We start from the raw sequence: 19,948 nt of genomic DNA on the forward strand, positions 1-19,948 counted from the left end.
GGATTTCGCGCGCTGCCCGTACTCCGACAGGCCATGCAGCATGAACTCGGTGCACAGGCACGACTGACCGAACAGCAGGTGGCGTGATCTCATGACCGGGAGCTGGCTTCGCATAGTTCAACTAATTTTGGGATTGACTCGTCGTTACGGCCACCGCGTCGGGATCTTGTACCTTGACCTCGATGGATTTAAGGCGGTGAATGACGAACTGGGTCACGAAGTAGGCGATTCCGTCCTCAAAGAGGTGGCATTGCGGCTTCAGGAACATACCCGCGATATGGACACGGTGGCCCGAGTTGGGGGAGATGAGTTCGTCGTTCTCATAACAAACTTACGGGATGCAGCCGATGCCCGCGCCGTGGCCGATAAGCTTCAAGACGCCTTGAATCAGCCGTTCGAGCTACGCGGCAAGCCATATCCACTTCGTGCCAGCCTGGGCATCGCCATATTTCCCGACGATGGGGAGCAACCCGGACAGCTTCTTAAGCATGCGGACGCCGTCATGTACGAAGCAAAGCGGATGACCAAACTGAACCATGCCCCCTTGCGGACCGAACGGGGGTCGTAACATTAGACGAGACAAGAGAAAGCCTAATGATGTGCTCCAGAGGACGCGCCAGAAGCCTGCGCGCCTCTGAGTTTGGATGTTATATTCTCCATCGTGCCCCTCGAAATGGGGTCAGACCCCATGTTCCACGCGTCCTGAATCGGGGTAGAAAAGGGATGCGTAGCCCAGCGGATGCGCTGACATAGGGGCTCAGCCCCTCGCAGCTATCATGGAACGATGCCGACCCGTATAGTACGCGACACCTGCGTTGGGGATATGGTTGACAAGTGTGTGAATCGAATGTGACTTGGGAAGCGATTGCCGCATCGACGTTCGGCCTTTGGGAGACCACGGCCCCAGTGGTATTGTAATCATGCGAGGTGATTGTCATGACAACAACTGAGACCATTGTCCAACGCCTGAAGTCGCTGCCTGCATCTGCTCAGCGGGAAGTGCTGGATTTCGTAGAGTTTCTCCAATCTCGCCGACAGGAACACACTGTACGGAAGGACGAAGTCGCGTGGTCGGCGTTTTCCCTGGACTCGGCCATAAGGGGGATGGAGGAGGAAGAAACGCCGTACACTCTCGCTGATATCAGGGAAGCCTTTCGATGACGCGATTGTGACATGGCCAGTGGACCCATGGTGCGAGGAGGTGAAAGACAATGACGGCATTGAAACCACGTTACAGCAAAGAAGACTTTGCTCGGCGGGGGCAGGCAATCTACGAACGCGATATTTGCCCTCACATCAAGGCCAGCGACCAGGGGAAGTTCGTAGCCATTGATATCGAGACGGGCACATATGAGATAGACAGGGATGACTATACAGCGACTGAACGCCTGCTGGCCCGTTCCCCCACCGCGCAAATCTGGCTGCTCCGAGTTGGGCATCGTGCGGCCTACCGCATCGGAGGACGTCCGGTGCGCGAGGCCCTATGATCACCGGCGTGGTGAACGCGCATCGTGAAGCGACGATCCGCCTGCCCCTGCAAGCAGCCGATGGGCAGGACCAGGAGATCGAGGCAATTCTCGATACGGGGTTTAATGGTTCTCTGACGCTCCCTCCTGCCGTCATCGCTGCTCTTGGACTGCCGTGGCGGACCCGTGGCCTCGTGATCCTTGCCAACGGCACCGAAGACCAATGCGATATCTTTGCGGCAGCCATCCTATGGGATGGGGTACCGCGAAATATTCTGGTCGAAGCCGCCGAGACAGACCCGCTCGTGGGTATGGCTTTGCTCTACGGTCATGACGTGCGCATGCACGTGGTGGAGGGTGGCAGTGTCACCATTCAAGTACTGCCATAAGCAACTCCAGGTGGACCAGCCTAACCCGCGCGTCAGACACGGACCCGCGGCAAGCGGACAGGCCATGCACGCGCGCGACGAGCCCTTTACCGAACACCAAGGTCATGACGCTGCGACGCCCAAGCCTGAAGCGAACCGTTCTTCCTCCCGAAACATCGCCATTCTTGGCGACGGAACGGCGGGCATATCCTGCGCGCGGTATCCGCATACTCTGCCGGTCAGTAGGCGCAGTAGTTCGGCGGCAGGGCGAGTGAGGGATTCATATGACTGATCCAAGGTCGATTCTGGATGCGCTGCAGGCGCTGAAGGTAGCGACCGACATCGTCAAAGCCTTCAGGTCTGCTGACGCGAGCTTCGAGAAGGCGGAGCTCAAATTCAAGGTTGCCGAGTTGGCCGATGCGCTAGCCAACGCCCGTCTCGGCGTGGTCGAAGCCCAGGAAGAGATCCTGGCGCAGAAACGGCGCATCGCGGAACTCGAGACGGCGCAGGATCTTCGTGATCGCATCATGCACCGAGAAAACGTGTACTTCGTGCGTGACGGTGAGACCGAAAAGGGCCCATACTGCCCTCGCTGCTTCGAGAGCGAACAGAAGGTCATGCCGCTGACGGCCCTGTCCGGGCCGTTCCGGACCTTCGCGTCCTACACATGCCCGCAATGCAAAGCACAATACTAACCACTCAGACTGGCCGAACCAGGCCGTGCAGCAGACCGCTGGCTCGCGATGCTCGCCCTGCGGCTGCTATAACTACCGGTGTTAAGCAGCTATCCGAATGAGCGACCGGACAGAGTTGCAGTGGCTAAGTCACGACTTAATCGAGTACCGCCGTATCCTGGAGACCAACAAGGCGGCTCTCGCGCCACTCGGAGACACGACCGATTTGGATCGCCACACCCGCTATCTCGTCATAGCCGACTTGGCGTGGAGGATATGGGACCTGGCGGGCGCTATTGCCCTATTGCTTGAGCACGAGTTCTACACTCCAGCGGTGCCCCTCATCCGCGCTCAGTTCGATGCGCTGGCGACGATCGGGTATCTTGCCAAGCACCCACGCGCACAGGACGAATCGCTCATCTTTCTCGCCTATTCATACATCAAGCAGTGCGAGCATTTTGCCCAACAGCCCGAGCTCGTGAACGAGCTGTCCGGCATACTGGCCCGGATGCCAGGCCGCCTGGTAGCCGAGGCTCGAGGCCGCGCCTCGCGCCGGCCGCACACTTGGAGCGGTCTTACAAACAAGAAGTTGGCCGCGGCGGGTGATGTTACAGGCTACGACCAGGCTTACGGTTACTTCTCAGGTGAGACCCACGCCAGCCTGCCGGGCCAATACGTGCGCATCGTTCCCACGGGCAATGGCATGGCGACCATCCAGACGGGAACGCGTGTACAGGCTGAGGACGTCGAGTCAATGGCCAACTTCGCCAGGCGGTCACTGCACAGTGCATTCAAGGTCATGTGGGCAATCTTCGATGCGCCACCGATTCGTATCAACAGCGAGAACCCGGCCGACTGGTCTCCGCCGGGGTAGCTGCCTAACAAGCGGTAAGAGCTGCCGGCAGGTCGCCGGATAGTCTTTGATCCGTTATATTTTCCATCGCGCCCCTCGGTCTGATACTAGGACAGCGAGAAAAAGAGAAGTTTCATGCCACGACTGACTGAGAAATGGGGTCAGACCCCATTTTCCGACCAGAACACGACAATGACGGCTAGAGGATAGGTGCCTGTGTTTGAACAAGCCTTCAAGAACATCGACGACATCCTCCGGAAAGAGGCGGGATGCACGACGGAGCTCGACTACACCGAGCAGACGTCCTGGCTGCTGTTCCTGAAATACCTTGACGGACTCGAACAGGACCGCGCCGATGAAGCCGCGCTGGAGAGGAAGAAGTACAGCTACATCCTCGATAAGCCGTACCGCTGGGAAACCTGGGCCGCGCCCAAGGGCAAGGACGGCAAGCTCGACCATAACGCCGCCCTGACCGGCGACGACCTGCGCGATTTCGTCAATCAGAAGCTCTTCCCGTACCTGCACGGCTTCAAACAGAAGGCCGGCGGGTCGAACACCATCGAATACAAGATCGGTGAGATCTTCGGCGAGATCAAGAACAAGATATCCAGCGGCTATAACCTGCGCGAGATCATCGACCACATTGACGAACTGCGCTTCCGCTCGCAGGCCGAGAAGCACGAGCTGTCGCACCTCTACGAAGCCAAGATCAAGAATATGGGCAACGCCGGGCGCAACGGCGGCGAGTATTACACGCCCCGCCCGCTCGTCCGGGCCATTATTCAGGTCGTGCAACCGAAACTTGGCGAAAGCATCTACGACGGCGCGCTCGGCTCTGCGGGCTTCCACTGCGAGACGTTCGACTACCTGAGGACAACCTATCCTAATCGCACCGTCGCGCAGGATCGCTTTCTCCAGACCCGCACCTTTTACGGCAAGGAAAAGAAGTCCCTCGCCTACGTCATCGGCATCATGAACATGATCCTGCATGGCATCGACGCCCCCAACATCATCCACACCAACACCCTCACCGAAAACCTGGCGGACATTCAGGAAAAAGACCGGTACGACATCGTCGAGACCAATCCGCCCTTCGGCGGCAAGGAGCGCAAGGAGGTCCAGCAGAACTTCCCCATCCGCACGGGAGAGACCGCCTACCTCTTCCTCCAGCATTACATCAAAATCCTCAAAGCCGGTGGCCGCGCCGGCATCGTCATTAAGAACACCTTCCTCTCCAACACCGACAACGCCTCGGTGAGCCTGCGCAAGTTGCTGCTGGAAAGCTGCAACCTGCACACCGTGCTCGACTGCCCCGGCGGTACGTTCCAGGGCGCGGGCGTGAAGACCGTGGTGCTGTTCTTCGAGAAAGGCGCCCCCACGCGCAAGGTCTGGTTCTACCAGCTCGACCCCGGCCGCAATCTCGGTAAGACCAACCCGCTTAACGACGACGATCTCGCCGAGTTCGTGAAGCTGCAAAAGTCGTTCGCCGACTCGCCCAAGAGCTGGTCTGTTGATACCCATGCCCTGAGCGAAGTCGAAGGGTTCGACCTCTCCGTGAAGAACCCTAATGGCGGCGAGGTAGTCGGCCATCGCAGCCCGCAGGAGATCATGGATGAGATTACCGCGTTGGACGCCGAGAGCGCGGAGGTGCTTCTTGCGATCCAAGGGATAATTGACAATGGATAAGGGACAATGGACATCGGACAATGAACAAAGGATAGTCTTTGCGGCTTTTTCGTTGTCCGTTTTCAATTGTCCATTGTCAATTGAATATCTGGCGCTGCTATGAAAAACGGGTGGCAGAAGAAGCAGCTTGGTGAACTGGCCGACCTGAAGGGCAGAATCGGTTGGCGGGGACTAACTGCCAAGGAATACACGGAGAGTGGGCCGCTGTTTCTTTCGGTCCACTCGCTCAATTATGGCGACTACATCGACTTCAGGGATGCATTTCACATCAGCGAAGAGCGGTATGTCGAGAGTCCCGAGATAATGATCCAAGAGGGCGACGTCCTCATTTGCAAGGACGGGGCTGGTATCGGGAAAGTCGGCATCGTCGGGGAACTTCCAGATCGAACAACGATCAATTCATCGCTCTTACTCATTCGAAGCGGAGATTCGATCCTCCCCAAGTTCCTCTATCGCTGTTTGTCCAGCCCGTATTTTCAGAAGATCGTCAACTCTCGGCTTAATGGTGCGACGACTCCACATCTGTATCAGCGCGACATAACTGAGTTTCCGGTTGTCGTCCCCCCGCTCCCCGAACAGCGGCGGATCGTCGGTATCCTCGACGAGGCGTTTGAGGGCATCGCCACCGCGAAAGCCAACGCCGAAAAGAATCTCCAAAACGCCCGCGCCCTCTTCGAAAGTCACCTCCAATCCGTCTTCACCCAGCGCGGCAAAGGGTGGGTGGAGAGGAGCCTTGGAGAAATGTGCGAACGAATCACGAAGGGGTCTTCTCCTAAATGGCAAGGAATCGCTTACATCGATACACCCGGCATCTTGTTCGTTACGAGTGAGAACGTCGGCGAATATCAGATCCTGCTGGAGCAGCCGAAGTACGTGGAAGAGAAATTCAACACAAAAGACAAGAAGTCGATTCTTAGGGCGGGTGACGTGTTGACCAACATTGTCGGCGCATCCATAGGGCGTACCGCAGTCTTTGATAGGGACGACGTGGCAAACATCAACCAGGCTGTGTGCCTCATTCGCTGCGAATCCGAGGTACTCAATAACTTCTTCTTGACCTACTTGCTAAACTCACCTGTTTTCAAGGGAGTCCTGCATGACAACGAGGTCGATAATGCGAGGGCTAATTTGAGTCTTGGCTTCTTCTCTCAGCTTCTTGTGCCAACGCCGCCGCTGTCAGAACAGAGGAAGATCGTCGCGGCGCTAGATTCGCTCCGCGAAGAAACCCAACGCCTCGCCTCCGTCTATGAGCGCAAGCTCGCCGCGCTGGAGGCGCTGAAGAAGTCGCTGCTGCACCAGGCCTTCACTGGAGAGCTGTGAGCAATGGATAATTGACAATGGAAAATGGATAATGAAGGGCGGGGCGATTCAATCGAAGTCGTTTGATTTTGCGGTGCGGGTCGTCAACCTCTACAAGCACCTGACTGCGGAGAAGAAGGAGTATGTTCTTTCCAAACAGTTACTGCGTTCGGGGACGGCGATTGGGGCGTTGGTGCGCGAGGCAGAGCAGGCGGAAAGCAAACCGGACTTCGTTCACAAAATGGCCATTGCCTTGAAGGAAGCCAACGAAACCGAATATTGGCTGGAACTGCTGCACGAAACGAAATACCTCGACCTGGCGGCCTTTGCGTCGATCCACTCCGGCATCGTCGAACTCATGAAACTGCTCACAGGCATTATCAAATCCACAAAACAGGGGGTGGGTAAATGACCGTTGTCCATTGTCAACTGTCCATTATCCATTAAAGAGCGTGAACGAAGCCGAGACCAGAGCCGAGTACATCGACCCCGCGCTGAAGGCGGCGGGCTGGGGTGTCGTCGAGGCGAGTAAGATCCTGCGCGAGTACCGCATCACGCAAGGCCGTCTCGAAGGCCACGGGCGGCGCAGCAAGCCGGAGATTGCCGACTACGTGCTGGTCTATCGCAACCACAAGCTGGCCGTGGTCGAAGCCAAAGCGTGGGACGAAGAGCTGACCGAGGGCGTAGGTCAGGCGAAGAGCTATGCCGGCAGGATGGCCATCCGCTTCACCTATGCCACTAATGGCCAAGGTATCTACGGCATCGACATGCAGACCGGCAAAGAAGGCGAGGTACGGCACTATCCTACTCCGGGCGAACTCTGGATGATGACCTTCGCCGAAAAGAACGCGTGGCGTGACCGCTTCGCCGCCGTGCCGTTCGAGGACAAGGGCGGCTCGCACCCCAGCCGCTACTACCAGGACATCGCTGTCGAGCGGGCGATGGAGGCTATCGCGGAAAACCGGCAGCGTATCCTGCTTACGCTCGCCACCGGCACGGGCAAGACGTTCATCGCGTTTCAGATCGCGTGGAAGCTGTTCCACAGCCGCTGGAACCTGAGCCGCGAACCTTCGCGCCGCCCGCGCATCCTCTTCCTCGCCGACCGCAATATCCTCGCCAATCAAGCCTATAACGCCTTTTCCGCCTTCCCTGAGGATGCAATGGTGCGGATCGCGCCCGAGGACATCCGCAAGAAGGGAAAGGTACCGAAGAACGGCAGTCTGTTCTTCACCATCTTCCAGACGTTCATGAGCGGCCCGCCGAAGGACGGCCACCCGTCGCCCTATTTCGGCGAATACCCGCCGGACTTCTTCGACTTCATCGTCATCGACGAGTGTCATCGCGGCGGCGCGAACGACGAGAGCAACTGGCGCGGCATCCTCGAATACTTTGCTCCGGCGGTGCAACTCGGCCTCACCGCTACGCCCAAGCGCAAGGATAACGTGGACACTTACGCCTACTTCGGCGAGCCGGTCTACATCTACTCGCTCAAGGAAGGCATCAACGACGGGTTTCTCACGCCGTTCAAGGTGAAGCAGATTTCCACGACGCTCGACGAGTATGTCTATACGCCAGACGACACGCTGATCGAGGGCGAGGTCGAAACCGGGAAGCGCTACACGGAGACCGACTTCAACAAGATCATCGAGATCAAGGAACGCGAAGCCCACCGCGTCAAGCTGTTCATGGATCAGATCAACCAGAAGGAGAAGGTGCTGGTGTTCTGCGCCACACAGGATCACGCGCTGGCCGTCCGCGACCTCGTCAATCAGATGAAGACGAGCACAGACCCGAACTATTGCCAGCGGGTCACAGCGAACGACGGTGATCTTGGCGATCAGCACCTGCGCGAATTCCAGGACAACGAGAAGACGATCCCCACGATCCTGACGACCTCGCAGAAACTGTCCACCGGCGTGGACGCTCGCAACATCCGCAATATCGTCTTGATGCGACCGATCAATTCGATGATCGAGTTCAAGCAGATCATCGGACGCGGCACGCGGCTCTATGACGGCAAGGATTACTTCACGATCTACGACTTCGTGAAGGCGCATCATCACTTCAGCGATCTCGAATGGGACGGCGAACCGATCGAACCGGAGTCGAAGGAACACAGGTATGAGGCATGTCCACCGAGTCCGCCTGAGCAGGTGGATCAGCCAACGTCGGAGTACCGAAAACGCCAGAAGATCAAGGTGAAACTCGCCGACGGCAAGGCGCGCACCATCCAGCACATGATGTGCACGACCTTCTGGCATCCCGACGGCACGCCCATGTCCGCGCGGCAGTTCATGGAGATGCTGTACGGAAGGCTGCCGGAGTTCTTCAAGGACGAGGCCGAACTGCGCGCCCTCTGGAGCGCGCCGGAGACGCGGAAGAAGCTCCTGCAGGGTCTCGCCGAGAAGGGCTTTGGCGGTGAGCAACTGGCTGAGATGCAGAAGATCATCGATGCGGAGAAGAGCGACCTGTTCGACGTACTGGCGCATGTGGCCTATGCCCGGCCCTCGCTCACCCGCGAAGAGCGGGCCGCAAAAGCCAAGGTCGTTATCAGCACGCATTTCAACAGCAAGCAGCAGGTGTTTCTCGATTTTGTGCTGTCACACTACGTCAGCGTCGGGGTGGAAGAACTTGATCAGGACAAGCTCACTCCCCTATTGCGGCTCAAGTATCACAACTCCATCGCCGACGCCGTAGCCGATCTGGGCAGGCCAGATGAGATCGGGCGCGTCTTCGCAGGCTTCCAGGAGTACCTGTATCAGCAACAGGCAGCCGCGTGACAAACAATAACCAATGAGCGACCAATAGGGGAGCGATAGGCATCGCAGCCGTACAATCTGAGGAGTGTCCCGAAATGTCACCAGAAATAGATCTGTTCATCGCGCTTGAGCGCCGCGTCTGGCAGGCGCTGGCAGATGGCGATGTCAGCGCCGATTCCAGTCTCCTCGATCCCCAGTTTGTCGGCGTCTATGAAACAGGCTTCGGTTCAAAAGATGACCATGTGGCGCAACTGCGCAACGGCCCGGTTGTTGGAAGCTTCGCCATCGAGGATCCTCGACTCCTGGTATTCGCACCGGACACCGTGCTGCTTGCCTATAGAGCAACCTTTACACCGGCCGGCAAGGCCGATCCACAGGTGGTCCGCACCATGTACGTGTCGTCAGTGTGGCAACAGTGCGGTGCTGACTGGGTCAACATATTCAGTCAAGACACGATGGCGGATGAGGCTGCCAAGTGACCAGGTCTGACCCTGTGTTCACTCGGGCACGCGCCCCCGACGCCGCGCATCTTCCGTCGGGGCGCGGAGTCACAACGTTTGTCGACGCAACTTATTTTCACGAAAGGAGACACAGCAATGGGTGACAGCGGGAAAAAGGATAAAGGCAAAAGGGAAACGCAGAAAAAGGCCCAGCTTGATCCAAAGGCCAAACGGAAGTTGAAACAAGAAAAGAAGCAGAAGTCCGGCTCTTCCAGGTAACCTTCACTCACACAATGCAGTTGTGTAGCAGTTAGGGGATACCTCGCCCCGTAGTGCTATGGGGTTCTCCTGCCTCACTACGGCGTTATCCCCAGTGACACTGAACTGACACGAACTTGATCTGTACACACAAATGATGTACACTTCAGACATGAGATATGAATGGGATCCGCAAAAGAATGAGCGATTAAAACGAGAAAGAAATATCTCATTCGAGAAAATAGTCTTTCATCTATCTCAAGGTGATGTATGGAGACTTGCGGATCATCCCGATCAGAAGAACTATCCCGGGCAAAGAATATACTTCGTCATTGTAGAAGACTACATTTATCTTGTTCCTCATGTTGTCGAAAAAGACTACGTGTTCTTGAAAACGATTATTCCCAGTAGAAAGGCAACCGGGACCTACAAGGGCGAGCAGGAGGGCTAGCACATGAAATACGACAGGGAAGAAAAAGCTATTGTTAATGCCTACGAGAAGGGGAAAATGGTTCTTTCCACTCCAACAAGAAAGGAAATTGAGGCAATCAAGGCAACGGCACGAAAGACGTTAGTAAAAAACAGACGAATTACCATACGTCTCTATGACCATGATTATCAGGGCATTCAAAAAAAAGCGATAGAAATGGGGATCCCTTATCAAACGCTTATTTCCGGCGTCATCCATCGATATATTGAAGGAGACTTGATTTCAAAAGCAGGATAACAACGCCATGCGGTTGACGCTTCGCCGGTCTGACGTGACGCCTGACCCGCCCCGATGAAACGCGTTGTCGTCATTGGAGCGGGGGCGGCGGGGACCATGGCCGCGATCTTTGCGGCCACCAGCAGCGCCGAGACGCTGCTCCTCGAGCGAACGAAGGACGGCGGACGCAAAATCCTCATGAGCGGGGGCGGCCGGTGCAACATCCTGCCAGCCGTCGTTCATGAGTCGTGCTTCGTCACCGATTCTTCACCCCACACCCTTCGAAAGATGCTCCGCTCCTGGCCGCTGGACGAGCAGATCGCATTCTTCGAAGGCGAAGTCGGGATCCCCCTGATGGAAGAAAAGGAGTCGGCGAAGCTGTTTCCACAATCCGAGAGCGCGCGTGATGTTCGCGACAGGCTGCTGGCGCTCGCGCGTGCCAGAGGCGTTGTGATCGAGACCGGCGCGTTGGTTACCGGATTCATCCCGACCGGCAACGGCTGGCGGATTGAACGGCGGGGAGGACCTTCTCTACAGGCCGATGCCGTCGTTGTCGCCACGGGTGGCCTCTCTTTTCCCGGTACGGGAAGCGACGGTCTTGGGCTCAGCATTGTCAAGGCGCTGGGGCATACGATCAACCGAACCTACCCGGCGCTGACTCCGCTGACGGCAACGGTTCGACGAAAGTCGGACACGACGGGTGGCGCGCCGTTCGCCACACTTTCAGGAATCTCGCTGCCGGTCACGCTGACCGCCCGCGCAGGAACCTTGGAGTCCACATCGACAGGAGGATTTCTGTTCACCCACCACGGCTACAGCGGACCCGCCGTGCTCGATGTGTCTCATGTCGCCGTACGCTCACGCGCCGAGATGGGCTCTCCCGCGCGTCTCGTTGTACGATGGACGTCGTTGAACGATAAGGATTGGGAATCGGCGCTCGGGTCGCGCGGCTCTCGAACGGTGTTGAATGCTGTAGCGGCTCAGTTGCCGCGTCGACTCGCCGACGCGCTGATCGAATTGGTCGGGATTGATCCTCACCGAACGCTCTCGCAACTGACCCGCGATGAGCGGTTGCGTCTCATCGACATCCTCGTGCGATGCGAACTGCCGTGGTCTGGAGACGAGGGATACGGGAACGCCGAGGTCACCGGCGGTGGCGTGTGTCTGTCGGAGATCGATCCGAAGACGATGGAAAGCAAGATTCACAAGGGGCTGTTTCTGTGCGGCGAGATGCTCGACGCCTTCGGACCGATCGGCGGCTACAACTTCCTCTGGGCGTGGGCGACGGGGCGTGCGGCCGGCCTCGGCGCATCACACACGCAATAGGTCTATAATCATTCACTCTCTCAATCTAAATTAGCAGGTTCACCGATGGCGCTCGTTACACTCGATCACGTCTCCCTCGCGTATGGACACGTCCCGCTGCTCGACGATGCAAGCCTGCAGGTCGAAGCCGGCGAACGTGTGTGCGTGATCGGCCGGAACGGTACCGGCAAATCCACATTGCTCCAGATCCTCAGCGGAGATCAGGTCCCTGACAGCGGCTCGGTGTGGCGACAGCCTGACGTTGGGGTCGCGCGACTCGTGCAGGATGTTCCCCTGTCGTCCAACCGTCCTGTGTTCGACGTCGTCGCGGAAGGGCTGGGCAACCTCGGCGAGTTGGTGGCCGCCTACCATCACGCGGCGGTTGAGGTGGCCGAACGAGGTACCGACATCTCGCTCGACAAGCTTGGCAGGCTGCAGCGCGAACTCGAAGAGCGGGACGGTTGGCGCCTCGAACAGCGCGTGGAAACCGTCCTCGATCGTCTGGGTCTCCCGGCCGAGGCCATCGTCGACGCCTTGTCGGGAGGCTGGCGGCGGCGCGTGCTGCTGGCGCGGGCGCTGGTGGCCCAGCCGCAACTCCTCCTGCTCGACGAGCCCACCAATCATCTCGACATCGACGCGATGATCTGGCTCGAAGAGTTTCTCAAGACGTACGCAGGTGCGGTGGTGTTTGTCACCCACGATCGGATGTTTCTCCAGAATCTGGCAACACGGATCGTGGAGTTGGATCGCGGCCAACTGACGTCGTGGCCGGGCGACTACGCGACCTTTCTCCGCAGGAAGGAAGAATGGCTTGCGAGTGAAGCCGCGCAGAACAACAAGTTCGACAAGCGGCTCGCCGAGGAAGAGGTGTGGCTTCGCCAGGGCATCAAGGCGCGGCGGACGCGGGATGAAGGCCGGGTTCGCGCGCTGATGGCCATGCGACAAGAGCGGGCCGCACGGCGCGCGCAGGTCGGTAATGTGCGTCTGCGGGCCGAGATCGGCGAGCGCTCTGGCCGGCTCGTGTTCGAGGCCGTCGGCATCTCGAAATCGTTCGGCGACAAGGCCGTCGTCCGTGATCTGTCGGTACGCATGATGCGCGGCGATCGTGTGGGGTTGATCGGTCCGAACGGTTCGGGCAAGACGACCCTGCTTCGATTGTTGATCGGCGACCTCACGCCCGACACGGGCTACGTGAAGCGCGGTGCCAACGTCCAGGTGGCGTATTACGACCAGCAGCGCGAGCAGCTCGATCCCCAGCGCACGGTGTTTGACACGGTCGGCGACGGAAACGACACGGTTACGGTAAACGGCCGCACGCAGCACGTCCACGGATACCTCCGCGATTTTCTGTTTCCACCTGAGCGTGCGTACGCCCGGGTTCAGACGCTGTCTGGCGGCGAGCGAAATCGCTTGGTGCTGGCACGCCTGTTCACACAACCTGCCAATGTCCTCGTCCTCGATGAGCCCACGAACGATCTCGATATCGAGACGCTGGAATTGCTCGAATCGTATCTCATCGAGTGGCCGGGCACACTGCTGCTCGTCAGCCACGATCGCGCATTCATCGATCACGTCGTCACGAGCACGCTCGTCTTCGAAGGCGGCGGATACGTGCAGGAATACGTCGGTGGATACGAAGACTGGCTGCGGCAGCGCGGCACCCGGGAGATAGCAGCTAAGGCGCAGCCGGAGAGGACGGCACGCCCTGCGGAACCGCCCGTGACGGTAGTAACCAGGAAGAAACCGACCTATCGCGAGCAAAGGGAACTCGAGCAGCTTCCGGCGCAGATCGAAGCCCTGGAACGCGAGCACGCGCAATTGACCGCCTCGATCACCGACCCCCTCTTTTACCGTCAGCCGGCCGATTCCATCACGCAAGCGCTCGCACGCCTCGAGGCGCTGGCGCGCGAGCTTCACGACGCCTACGCCCGCTGGGATGAGCTCGATTCCCGCATCGCACGCGGACGCGCGTGACGGGCTCGCGAAGCTTCCAGCGGCGCGATACGATACCCTGCAAATCTCCACAATTCCTGCTATAATACGCTGCTATGATTTCAGTGAGCGGCGTGTGCATGCGGTTCGGCTCGAAGATCCTGTTCGAAGACGTCACGACCACGTTTTCCGCAGGACGGCGCTACGGCCTGACGGGCCCCAACGGCGCCGGTAAGTCGACGTTCATGAAACTGCTCACCGGCGAGATCGATCCGCAGGTGGGCACGGTGTCCAAGCCGCGTAAGCTCGGCGTCCTCAGCCAGGACCAATACGCGTTCGACCGGTTTCGCGTGATCGATACCGTCATCATGGGCAACACACGCCTGTGGGCGGCCCTTCAGGAGCGCGACGAGCTCTACGTGCAGCCGGAAATGACCCATGAGGCCGGCATGCGCCTCGGTGAGCTCGAGGGCATTGTCGGCGACGAAGACGGCTACTCGGCGGAAAGCGACGCGGCCCTGCTGCTGCAGGGGCTCGACATCCCCGATGATATTTACGACTGGAAGATGTCGGAATTACAGGGTGGGCAAAAGGTGCGCGTACTGCTGGCGCAGGCCTTGTTCGGCCACCCGGAAGCGCTGCTGCTCGATGAGCCGACGAACCACCTGGACCTGGATTCGATTCACTGGCTGGAGGAACTCCTTAGCCAGTACGACGGCACGCTCATCGTCATCTCGCACGACCGCCATTTCCTGAACAACGTCTGCACGCATATCGCCGACATCGACTATCAGACGATCATCACCTACACTGGCGGCTACGACGACATGGTGGTCGCCAAGACGCAGATTCGATCAAAGATCGAGTCTGAGAACGCGCAACGGGGAAAGAAGATCGCGCAGTTGCAGGATTTCATCCAGCGTTTCGGGGCGGGCACGCGCGCGAGCCAGGCCACATCGCGGCGCAAGGAAGTCGAACGGCTACGGACGACCGATTTGGCCCGCTCGAACATCCAGCGTCCGTACATCAAGTTCTCGATGAAGCGGCCGTCTGGAAAAGTTGCGCTGGAGTTCGAGAACCTGTCGAAGGGCTTCAAGAACAATCCCGTCATTTCCGGCTTCAGTGCCATCGTCCATCGGGGTGAGAAGATCGTGCTTGTCGGCCGCAACGGGGCCGGCAAAACCACCTTGCTGAAGGCACTGCTGGCCGATGCGCCCGGCTTGCCGGCCTCCCCTTCCGATGTGGACAGCGGTAAGATGACGTGGGGGCACGGAGTGTCGATCGGCTACTTTCCGCAGGACCACACCGGAGAGATCGAGCAGGGGCTCACGGTGGCGAACTGGCTGCATCGCTTTGATCTGGATGCGTCACGGCAGGATATTCACGGGCTGCTGGGACAGATGCTGTTCAGCGGCGAAGAAGGCCACAAACCGACCGAAGCACTTTCGGGCGGCGAGATCGCTCGGCTGCTGTTCTGCCGCATCATGCTGCTGAAACCGAACCTGCTCGTCCTGGACGAACCCACCAACCATCTCGATCTGGAATCTATCAACGCGCTGAACGTGGCGCTTCAGAAGTTCGAGGGCACCGTGCTGCTGGTCACGCACGACCAGGACCTGCTCGAAGAAGTGGGCACGCGGATGTGGCACTTCGAGCACGGCAAGATTGTGGATTTCAAAGGAAGCTACGAGGAATACTCTTCGACGCTGGTCTGACGTACGTCTTCGGCGACATGGCACGCCGACCAGCAGCCCGGACTGTACATGCATAGCGTCCTTTCTTCCTCTCGAAATATCGCCATCCTGGGCGGCGGAGCGGCGGGCATGTCCTGCGCGCTGTGGTTGAAGCATCTGGGTTTTTCGCCTGTCCTCATCGAGCCAGGCACGGCGCTGGGCGGGCAATTGTTAGGGATTAACCGGATAAACCGTTGGATATTGGGCATCCCAGGACGGACGGGGCCGGCGCTCGCCGAGCTGTACGGCAGGCATGTGTTCGATGAGGCCATCGACGTCCGCCTTGGTACCCGGCTCGTCTCCGTTATGGCGGAAGATTCCGGTTTCAGCCTGGTTGTGCGCGAAGGCGAAAACCGCACGGCATCGCTGCCTGCGCAGGCACTCGTCATCGCCACAGGATTGCGGGTTAACGCCTCGGACGTCCTCGACCTAATCCCTGGAGCCCTGCCGCTGTACGAATCCGGACTCTTGTCGTTTTTCCCCCTGGACCATCTCGAACCGATGGAAGTCCTTGAGGGAAAGCGGGTAGCTGTGATAGGCGGCGGCAACAACGCTCATTTCACCGCCAAGGATCTGGCCTCCAGAACTGCCCTCACCCATTTGATAATCCGCTCGCGGCCCAAGGCGCAGCCCATGGTGCGTCAAGAAGTGGAAGCACTCATCCGGCAGGGGCGCATTCAGGAACACGGCGGCGCGCTCATCACCGGCTTTCATCAGGGATCCGGCGGCATCGCCATTGCCTTGGTCCGAAACGATTCCAAGGCTGAACGCATCGAGGTTGACCGGATTTTCGCCCGCACCGGCTTCGCCCCGAATACGGAATTCCTCGCCCGGCTCGGCCCCTTGACCGGGCTGGAAAGGAATGGCGACGGCTATGTGCGGGTCGATGCCTGGAAGCGCGCTTCGCTGCCTTTCGTGTACGCTATCGGCGATGTCGCCAACCCCGATCATCCCTCTGTGGTCACCGCCATCGCCGACGGCGCGGTGGCGGCGATGGCCATCGCCCAAGATTTGGGAGCATAAGCATGGACTTTGACGCGCCGATGGTCTGGATCGTGGACAGCGCCTACACCGGCGAGTTACACGCTCGCCTTGGCGTGGCTGAGCGGCTGGGCTACGGCTACGAAACGATTCCTTTGCCCAACGGCGACGTCGGAGCGTACGCCAGCCTGTTGGAAAATCGCTACGGTCACGCCTGCCTGGACGGCGAACCTAGACCTTTGATCCTGTTAAGCGGCACCGGCGAGGACACGATCGGCCCTTTCGCGGATCTCAAGGGTGTGTTCCACGGGCGGCTGCTGAACGTGTACCTGGCTTCCATCCTTCCGGACGAACTTGATCCACGCCTTCAGGAGTATGATCTGATCGCCTCCCCCCAGTTGAGCGGCGCCAATGTCGTCACCACGGTGGGCGTGGTGCACAGAATGACGGAGCGCTTGCTGAGCCAGGCTTTCCAACGACACCGGGATTTGTTCGCCGGCTTGGCCCGGCCCCTGGTGGGCTTGCTGGTGGGCGGCAACACCCGCTATTGCTTCGGCTTCCACGAAGACCATGCCCGGTGCTTGGGCAGGCGGGTCGCGAGTGTCGTCACATCGCTCCGGGGGGGCCTGGTGGTCACCAATAGTCGCCGAACCCCGAAAGAAGCTCTGGCCGCCTTGCTGGACGAAGTCGCGGGCCTGGAGTACCGCTTTTTCGACTGGCAACAAACCGGCCCCGATTTTTACCCCGCGTTGCTTGCTCATAGTGATGTGCTTGTCGCTACCGGAGATTCAGTCTCCATGTGTTCTGAAGCCAGCTATACAGGCAAGCCGCTGCTGGTGGATATACGTGACTGCGCAACGGAGATCTACCATCGCCATATCATCGGTAAACTCATTGCGTATGGTGCAGCCAAGCCGCTGGGCGACACATTCCAACCCTGGACGTATACCCCACCCGATCCTACCGGAGCCGTGGTTGCGGCAATCCACGAGCGGCTTGTGGAGAAATGGCTGTTTTTCAGCAGGGAGGGTAAGAGCAGAAAGATTGGGGGAATATCCGGCACACAACGTGTCTCGGGTGATGGCCTCAATCCGCCGACTGAGGATAAATGCGCAAGCCAGATAAAGCGAAGGCGACTCGCTGGCAGATAACGCCTTCGCGGAGGCGGCAGCGAGGCGAATGCTTCGGCGCTGCCGAGGGCACTCAGCCCAGAAACTTTCGGATCCAGGCTGCCCGGAGGATCAGATCGCCGAACTCCTTCACACTCCCCTCCCGTACCCGCTTGATAATCGTCGCCGTCACCTCCCGATGGGCCTGATCCTGGGAGAAAGTGAGGCGGAGAAGTCGGATGGTCGTCCGGATCTCCTCTGCCTCAGCGGAGGGGAGAATGGTAAACGCCTCCTCATTCAGATACCGAAGGGCATCCTGGAGGTCGGCTTCGAACCCCGGATCAACTTCCCTCAGAAAGGTCAGATCCTCCTGACTAAGGCAGGAGAGACCGAGGATCTCCGGCGGAAGGCCTAAGGAGTAGAGGGCGGCACAGAAGGAGATGGCCCGTGGGAGCGAGATCCCGCCGAGGCTCCGGCTATAGCCGAAAAGACCGATATGGAGTTTCCGCATCCGCCGCCTGGGCACGGCAGGGGCTATCTGATTCATCAGAGGGGCTATTGCTCTCACTTGACGCTGGTAGCGTGCGGAGATCCGCTCAATCAGATCGATGACCTTTCCTTCCGTTTCCACCGGCTTGGCACTCTTTCTCGGTGCGCTCTTGAGGAACTCGATGGCCCCAATAATCGCAGGTGCCGGGTGATCGTACTTAAAGGCCGACTGGATCGTGAACGTCTGAACGCTTGGATGCTCGGCAAGGTGTCGTTCTGCTGTATCGGGTCGAAAGTTACCCCGAAACGGGGCGCTTCCGGACCCAAGGATCGGATAGATGGGAATCCCCAGCTCCTGCTCCAGCTTGTCAAGGCGACTCAAGGCTACCTTTACCAGGAGGCTGGCCGCCAAGCTCCCGTAGTTCAAGGCGGGGTCGGAACGGGCCAGGAAGACGCGCTGGTACGGGAGGTCCTTGCCATGAAGGTACGCGCGGACGATAGCATCGGCCCGAAGCAGCGACTCCTTGTCCTCGATCAAAGGGATGATCTGGATTGCGGTGGGGTGGAACTCTCCAATCCACTCTTTGAGAGAGATATCGCCGGGGGTAAGAACCGCGTCCTCCTTCCCCGTGATGAAGACCTGATAGTATCGGAGTACCCGGTTCAGCTCCTCCGCCGAGGTGGTCATGGGGAAGATGATCTCGAAGATGGGGGCGACATCCTCCCCGTAGAAGAGACGGGCCACATCGTACGCTCTGGGGATGCCCTGCAGGACTTCGAGAAGGATCTTGCCTTGCGCCTTTTCCACGGCAGGGTTGGGAACTCGTAAGGTCAGGAACATCTCTCGTCCCAAGGGAAACGCCCGGAAGAAGCCCTCGTAGGTTGTCAGGAGCTTCTCGACGACGAACTCATCGACCTCCTTCCCCTCGAAATCCCACATCTGCTCATCGCAGCCCAAATGGGAGAAGGCGTAGTATGCCTCCCGGATCTCGTCCATCCCCTCCATCACAGGTCCTTGGGCGAAGAAGGGGACGGTGACGTTGTCCGGATGCTGGGTACTCATGCAGCGGGGGATACGGCGGGAGGTCTCGATGTCGATCACCGCGCTACTCTCGATCTGTATGCTGATTGGAATCCGGCTGATTATCCCTGAAGACACGGCTGTGCAGGATGTCTTCAGCCTCAATCGTGACCAGATCCTTTTTCGTGAGTGTGTCTTTATGCTGCGCGAATAGACGATTAGCCTGGCGCAGGCGAGCTCGATCAAGGGCATTCCGCACACTGCGGGCATTGGCAAAGTTGGGCATCTGCATACGCCTGAGAAGGTATTGATAAAAGACCTTTTCAGCGTCTGGGCTGAAACGGTATTGCTGCTTTTCCAACATCAGCTTGGCAATCGCGATCAGTTCGTCCGCCGTGTAATTCGGAAAATCCAGGTGATGCGCAATGCGGGAGGACATCCCTGGATTGCCCTGGAAGAACGTCTCCATGCGATCCTTGTAACCGGCCAGGATGACCACGAGGTCCTCTCGCTGATTTTCCATGACCTGGAGCAGGATCTCGATCGACTCCTGACCGTAGTCGCGCTCATTCTCGGATCGGTAGAGATAATAGGCCTCATCGATGAATAACACGCCGCCCATGGCTCTTTTCAAGACCTCTTTGGTCTTCGGCGCCGTATGCCCGATGTACTGACCGACGAGATCGTCGCGCGTGACCGCCGCCAAATTGCACTTACGGATGTACCCGAGGCGGTGCAGAATCTCGGCCATCCGCATCGCGACGGTGGTCTTCCCTGTGCCGGGATTGCCGGTAAAGCACATATGGAGGCTGGGCGGGCCTGACATAAGCCCCAGACTTTTCCGCACCCGGTCGACCAGCAACAGGGCC

General features: G+C 58.8%; 20 protein-coding genes. 18 read left to right on the plus strand and 2 right to left on the minus strand.

Going from position 1 to position 19,948, the window contains the following annotated elements; translation table 11 throughout:
• Nucleotides 1–91 precede the first annotated feature (91 nt).
• The 18 genes from KGL31_01300 to KGL31_01385 all read left to right on the plus strand — a co-directional run bounded on the left by KGL31_01300 (nucleotide 92) and on the right by KGL31_01385 (nucleotide 17,611).
• The gene (locus KGL31_01300) at nucleotides 92–568 is read left to right on the plus strand and encodes a GGDEF domain-containing protein (GenBank protein MDE2320546.1); all 477 of its coding nucleotides are present in this window, start codon (nucleotides 92–94) and stop codon (nucleotides 566–568) included.
• Nucleotides 569–936: 368 nt separating this feature from the next.
• A complete protein-coding gene (locus tag KGL31_01305) occupies nucleotides 937–1,161 on the plus strand; it encodes a DUF2281 domain-containing protein (GenBank protein MDE2320547.1) in 225 nt (74 codons plus the stop codon).
• Nucleotides 1,162–1,211: 50 nt separating this feature from the next.
• Entirely contained in the window at nucleotides 1,212–1,487 is a 276-nt protein-coding gene (locus KGL31_01310; protein ID MDE2320548.1) for a hypothetical protein, read from the plus strand.
• A complete protein-coding gene (locus KGL31_01315) occupies nucleotides 1,484–1,855 on the plus strand; it encodes a clan AA aspartic protease (protein MDE2320549.1) in 372 nt (123 codons plus the stop codon). Before KGL31_01310 ends, KGL31_01315 begins: the two co-directional genes overlap by 4 nt.
• A 263-nt stretch (nucleotides 1,856–2,118) precedes the next feature.
• Nucleotides 2,119–2,529 (plus strand): hypothetical protein, encoded by a 411-nt coding sequence (locus KGL31_01320; GenBank protein ID MDE2320550.1) that lies wholly within the window; start codon nucleotides 2,119–2,121, stop codon nucleotides 2,527–2,529.
• Between the two features lie 97 nt (nucleotides 2,530–2,626).
• On the plus strand, nucleotides 2,627–3,382 hold the full coding sequence (locus tag KGL31_01325) for a hypothetical protein (GenBank protein ID MDE2320551.1): 756 nt from the start codon (nucleotides 2,627–2,629) through the stop codon (nucleotides 3,380–3,382).
• A gap of 195 nt (nucleotides 3,383–3,577) precedes the next feature.
• The gene (locus tag KGL31_01330) at nucleotides 3,578–5,047 is read left to right on the plus strand and encodes an N-6 DNA methylase (protein MDE2320552.1); all 1,470 of its coding nucleotides are present in this window, start codon (nucleotides 3,578–3,580) and stop codon (nucleotides 5,045–5,047) included.
• Between the two features lie 99 nt (nucleotides 5,048–5,146).
• Entirely contained in the window at nucleotides 5,147–6,367 is a 1,221-nt protein-coding gene (locus KGL31_01335; protein ID MDE2320553.1) for a restriction endonuclease subunit S, read from the plus strand.
• A 31-nt stretch (nucleotides 6,368–6,398) separates the two neighbouring features.
• Nucleotides 6,399–6,758: a four helix bundle protein gene (locus tag KGL31_01340; protein ID MDE2320554.1), complete on the plus strand. Its 360-nt coding sequence runs from the start codon at nucleotides 6,399–6,401 to the stop codon at nucleotides 6,756–6,758.
• Nucleotides 6,759–6,798: 40 nt separating this feature from the next.
• Nucleotides 6,799–9,126 carry a DEAD/DEAH box helicase family protein gene (locus tag KGL31_01345; GenBank protein ID MDE2320555.1) on the plus strand — a complete coding sequence of 776 codons (2,328 nt, stop codon included), beginning with the start codon at nucleotides 6,799–6,801 and terminating at the stop codon, nucleotides 9,124–9,126.
• 74 nt (nucleotides 9,127–9,200) lie between these two features.
• The gene (locus tag KGL31_01350; GenBank protein MDE2320556.1) at nucleotides 9,201–9,584 is read left to right on the plus strand and encodes a nuclear transport factor 2 family protein; all 384 of its coding nucleotides are present in this window, start codon (nucleotides 9,201–9,203) and stop codon (nucleotides 9,582–9,584) included.
• Nucleotides 9,585–9,975: 391 nt separating this feature from the next.
• Nucleotides 9,976–10,254 carry a BrnT family toxin gene (locus KGL31_01355; protein MDE2320557.1) on the plus strand — a complete coding sequence of 93 codons (279 nt, stop codon included), beginning with the start codon at nucleotides 9,976–9,978 and terminating at the stop codon, nucleotides 10,252–10,254.
• 3 nt (nucleotides 10,255–10,257) lie between these two features.
• Entirely contained in the window at nucleotides 10,258–10,530 is a 273-nt protein-coding gene (locus KGL31_01360) for a hypothetical protein (protein ID MDE2320558.1), read from the plus strand.
• Between the two features lie 54 nt (nucleotides 10,531–10,584).
• The gene (locus KGL31_01365) at nucleotides 10,585–11,835 is read left to right on the plus strand and encodes an aminoacetone oxidase family FAD-binding enzyme (protein ID MDE2320559.1); all 1,251 of its coding nucleotides are present in this window, start codon (nucleotides 10,585–10,587) and stop codon (nucleotides 11,833–11,835) included.
• A gap of 45 nt (nucleotides 11,836–11,880) precedes the next feature.
• Entirely contained in the window at nucleotides 11,881–13,788 is a 1,908-nt protein-coding gene (locus KGL31_01370) for an ATP-binding cassette domain-containing protein (GenBank protein MDE2320560.1), read from the plus strand.
• 74 nt (nucleotides 13,789–13,862) lie between these two features.
• Nucleotides 13,863–15,461 carry an ATP-binding cassette domain-containing protein gene (locus KGL31_01375; GenBank protein ID MDE2320561.1) on the plus strand — a complete coding sequence of 533 codons (1,599 nt, stop codon included), beginning with the start codon at nucleotides 13,863–13,865 and terminating at the stop codon, nucleotides 15,459–15,461.
• 48 nt (nucleotides 15,462–15,509) lie between these two features.
• On the plus strand, nucleotides 15,510–16,502 hold the full coding sequence (locus tag KGL31_01380; GenBank protein ID MDE2320562.1) for an NAD(P)/FAD-dependent oxidoreductase: 993 nt from the start codon (nucleotides 15,510–15,512) through the stop codon (nucleotides 16,500–16,502).
• 2 nt (nucleotides 16,503–16,504) lie between these two features.
• Complete coding sequence (locus KGL31_01385; GenBank protein ID MDE2320563.1) at nucleotides 16,505–17,611, plus strand: mitochondrial fission ELM1 family protein; 1,107 nt, start codon at nucleotides 16,505–16,507, stop codon at nucleotides 17,609–17,611.
• A 52-nt stretch (nucleotides 17,612–17,663) separates the two neighbouring features.
• On the opposite strand, the gene KGL31_01390 is transcribed toward KGL31_01385, so the two are convergent.
• Entirely contained in the window at nucleotides 17,664–19,160 is a 1,497-nt protein-coding gene (locus tag KGL31_01390; protein MDE2320564.1) for a phosphoenolpyruvate carboxylase, read from the minus strand.
• A 4-nt stretch (nucleotides 19,161–19,164) separates the two neighbouring features.
• Nucleotides 19,165–19,948: CbbX protein (gene cbbX, locus KGL31_01395; GenBank protein MDE2320565.1), on the minus strand; the 784-nt coding region annotated here is incomplete at its 5' end.

The organism is Candidatus Methylomirabilota bacterium (genome assembly GCA_028870115.1).
Taxonomy (GTDB): domain Bacteria; phylum Methylomirabilota; class Methylomirabilia; order Methylomirabilales; family Methylomirabilaceae; genus Methylomirabilis.